Origin of the sequence: Nocardia sp. NPDC060220 (genome assembly GCF_042727815.1) — a bacterium.
Classification (GTDB): Bacteria; Actinomycetota; Actinomycetes; order Mycobacteriales; family Mycobacteriaceae; genus Nocardia.
Map to the genome: position 1 here is coordinate 1 of NZ_JBHWZY010000704.1, position 3672 is coordinate 3672.

Genomic DNA, 3672 nt, shown 5'->3' on the forward strand with positions numbered 1-3672 from the left:
ATCCTGGGCCGGATGCATGTCGAGCTCGATCCCGGCGCGCTCTCGGCGCCCGAAAGCCGCCGAATTCCCCTGGACCGGACCGAGGTTCCGTACAACCTGGCCAAGGTCGTCAACGACGGGAAATACACCCACTCCTTCGAGCACCTCGAACGAATGGACCCCGTGGCCTTGCGAGCCTCGCTGGACGCACTCGCCCGGCAGATGGGGGACTCGCCGCAATTGACCGCGGCGGCACTGGATTCGGTGGGTTCGCTGGCCGCGGTCATCAGCGATCGCCGGGACGAGGTCGAGCAGCTGCTGCGCAATATCGACAAGGTATCGAGCGTGGTGTCCGACAACCAGAACGCCGTGCTCGTGCTGTTGACCCGTGGTCAGGCCATCGGTGACGCGGTCGCCCGACGACAATCCTTGGTCACCCAGCTCCTGGACAGTATCGCCGCGGTCTCGAAGGACCTGCAGGCGATGGGCATCGACAACGGGGGACAGCTCGCACCGTTGATCGCCGATCTGAACACGATGTCGACGGGCCTGCAGAACAACAAAGCCAATCTGGACAACCTGTTCCAGATCATGCCGGTCACGCTCCGGCAGTTCAACAACACTCTCGGAAACGGCCCCTACGGGGAGATCTATCTGCCATGGATGTTCCCCGACAACTGGCTGTGTGCCGTTCAGGCCGTGGAAGGTTGCCGCTGATGCGCACGACATTCGTCCGGATGGCTGTTTTGGCCGCTGTCGCAGTCCTGTTGTCTGGCTGCTCGGCGCTGCCACACAGCCTGACCTCGCTGCCGGACCGGCTGCTCGGCAAGGAGAAGACGATCACGGCGGATTTCGAGAATGTCGCCGGCCTGTACGTCGGCAACGAAGTCTCCGTTCTCGGGATGCCGGTGGGCCGGGTGACCGAGCTGGTCCCCAAGGGCGAGTACGTGCAGGTGCACATGGTGGTCGATCCCGAGGTCGACCTGCCCGCCGACGTGATCGCGGCGCTGGTCTCCCCGCAGATGATCACCAACCGCCACATCGAACTCACTCCCGCCTACACCGGCGGGCCCACCTTGCTCGACGGCAGCCACATTCCGTTCGCCCGCACCAGGACACCCGTCGAGCTGGACCGGATTCTCCGCAATTTCGACGACATCGGAAAGGCGCTGGCGGGCAACAACTCCGACGGTCCGATGGCGAGCCGGGTGCTGTTCCCGCTGCTCGACGGCAACGGTGACCGCATCAGGGAGACCCTGGACGCGCTCTCCGGCGCCTTCGAGGTGACCCTGGCCAACAAAGACCAGATCTCCAACGCGATCGTCCGGCTCAACGACGTCACCCAGATCCTCGCCGACAACGACACGACGGTCCGCGACTTCAGTGCCCGGCTCACCCAGCTGGTCACCCTGATGCGCGAGCAGTCCCCGGGACTGCAGGCGGTGCTCACCCAGATCAACGACTTCGTCGCCAACACCAGCGCTGTCGTCGGGGAGAACAAGCAACCGCTGACCGACGCATTGCTGCGACTGATCACGATCACCGCCCAGATGCGCGACCACGCGCGAGGACTCACCGAGATCGTCGACATCGCCCCGCTGTTCCTCGGCAACCTGGGTAACGCGGTGAGTCCCGAAGCCCGGGCCGTTCGCCTTCACCTGCTGACGGACAAGAGCCTGCTCGACAACGAGCTGCTCTCGCTGTTCTGCCAGCGGGTCGAGCTACGGGCCGACGGCTGCCGAACCGGCAGGCTGCAGGACTTCGGCCCCGATTTCGGACTGTTCGCCGCGCTGCTGGGACTGACCCGATGAGCCGGCGTCTGTCCCTTGCTGCGGTGCTGGCGGTGGCGGCCTGCTCGGTGGCCGGCTGCACGGTGACCGTCGACTCCATGCCCTTGCCCAAGCCCGGTCTCGACGGCCCCACCTACACGGTGCGGGCGCTGTTCGACAACGCGCTGAACCTGCCCGATCGCGCGCACGTGAAGACCGGCGGCACCGACATCGGCGTCGTCACCGGCCTCGACACCACCGATTTCGTGGCGACGGTCGAGCTCGAGATCCGCGCGGACGTGCGCCTGCCGCGCGGATCGCGGGCCGAACTCCGTCAGCCGACACCGCTCGGCGACATCTACGTCGCCATCGTGCTGCCCGAACTCCGTTCCGGCACACCGATGCTGGCCGAGGGCGACGTCATCGACAAGGACCACACCTCGGCGGGCGCCTCGGTCGAGGAACTGATGATGTCGCTGTCGATGCTGCTCAACGGCGGTGCGCTCAGCCAGGTCGCCCGGATCACCAGCGAGTCGAACTCGATGTTCGCGGGACGCGGGCCCCAGCTCTCGCATCTGCTCACCGAACTGACCGCGACCCTGACCGCTCTCAACGAAAGGACCGGCCAGATCGACGCCGTTCTGCACGGTCTCGATGCGCTCAGCGCCACGCTCAACCAGCGCAGGGCCGAGCTCGGCCAGGCCGCGGATACCTTCCCGCCGCTGATCTCGGTGCTCACCGAGAACAACCGGGCGATCACCGAGCTCACCACCGAGGTCTCGACCACCCTCGGCGCGCTGGGCGAGTTCACCTCCACCAGCAGCGCCGACTTCGTCGGGCTCTTCGACAGCGTGCAGGCTCTGATGACCGGCTTCACCCAGATGGGCGACAACCTGGCGGGCGCGCTCGACCAGCTGCACGCGCTGAACCCGTCGCTGCTGGCCACCACCCAGGGCACCAGCCTCGCCGTCGCGGCGACGATCTCCTACCTCAGCGTCGGCGCCCTGACCGACCCGAACGGGAGCAGGCTACCCGACGGATCGGACCCCGGCGCCTTCGTCGGCAGTCTCGCCGAGGTCCTCGCGCGGGTCCTCGGCCGGTTGCAGGGTGGCGGGCGATGAACGAATACCCCCGTGGCGGTGTCCGCTACACCGTGGCGCTCGTCCTCACCTTCGGCATCTGGTTCGCCGGGGTGGCGCTCGAAGTCGCCGCCGAATTGCTGCTCCGGACCGCGGGCTGGGCGAACCGGCACGTCAACGGCATCGCGGCCGCGGGCCTGGTGGCGACGCTGCTGGTCAGCGGCGGATATCTGCTCGTCGATGTCGTCCGGGTCGATCCACTGCGGGACACCTTCACCGTGCGGGTGGAACCGGCCGGGTCCGGCGGGCTGCTCGAGCATTCCGATGTCACGTTCCGCGGCGTGCGCGTGGGCACGGTGCGGTCCTTGGAGCTGTCCGAGACCGGCGTCACCGCCGTCGCCGACATCGATGCCGGCTATCACGTTCCCGCGGGCGGCGCGGTGGTCGTGGCCCGGTTGTCGGCGGCGGGGGAGCAGTACCTCGATATCCGGCCCGATTCCAACGACGCCCCCTACCTGGCCGACGGCGCGGTCGTCGAGCTGGACCGGACCTCGACGCCGGTCACCATCGACGAGTTCCTCACCAACACAGCCGATTTCATCGGCGGCTTGAATCCGCAGCGGCTCAACGTCATCGTCGCCGAACTCGACAAGGCGCTGGCCGGCGGGCCGAACCAGCTGCGCACCGTGATCAGCGGGATCAGTCAGGCCATGGTGGGGATGACGGAGTTGCTTCCGCAAACCCGCAATCTCGTCGAGAAGCTGTCCGTCATCGCGGAGACGACCTCGCACGCCCAGCCGGACCTGCGCACTCTCGTCGAGGGGTCGGGAGTGTTGTTCGGGCAG

4 protein-coding genes are annotated in these 3672 nt (G+C 67.2%); all 4 read left to right on the forward strand.

Annotated features, from left to right (window positions below; all coding sequences use genetic code 11):
- A partial coding sequence (locus ACFWF3_RS28055; protein ID WP_379316444.1) for an MCE family protein occupies positions 1-696 on the forward strand: 696 nt, incomplete at its 5' end.
- Entirely contained in the window at positions 696-1790 is a 1095-nt protein-coding gene (locus ACFWF3_RS28060) for an MCE family protein (protein WP_379316446.1), read from the forward strand. The genes ACFWF3_RS28055 and ACFWF3_RS28060, both read left to right, overlap by 1 nt.
- A complete protein-coding gene (locus ACFWF3_RS28065) occupies positions 1787-2869 on the forward strand; it encodes an MCE family protein (RefSeq protein ID WP_379316448.1) in 1083 nt (360 codons plus the stop codon). The genes ACFWF3_RS28060 and ACFWF3_RS28065 overlap by 4 nt, the downstream gene beginning before the upstream one ends.
- A partial coding sequence (locus ACFWF3_RS28070) for an MlaD family protein (RefSeq protein WP_379316450.1) occupies positions 2866-3672 on the forward strand: 807 nt, incomplete at its 3' end. The genes ACFWF3_RS28065 and ACFWF3_RS28070, both read left to right, overlap by 4 nt.

Bases quoted from the DNA above. Each gene is read 5' to 3' on its own strand.
- ACFWF3_RS28060 (WP_379316446.1), top strand. From the start codon at position 696: ATGCGCACGACATTCGTCCGGATGGCTGTTTTGGCCGCTGTCGCAGTC.
- ACFWF3_RS28065 (WP_379316448.1), top strand. From the start codon at position 1,787: ATGAGCCGGCGTCTGTCCCTTGCTGCGGTGCTGGCGGTGGCGGCCTGC.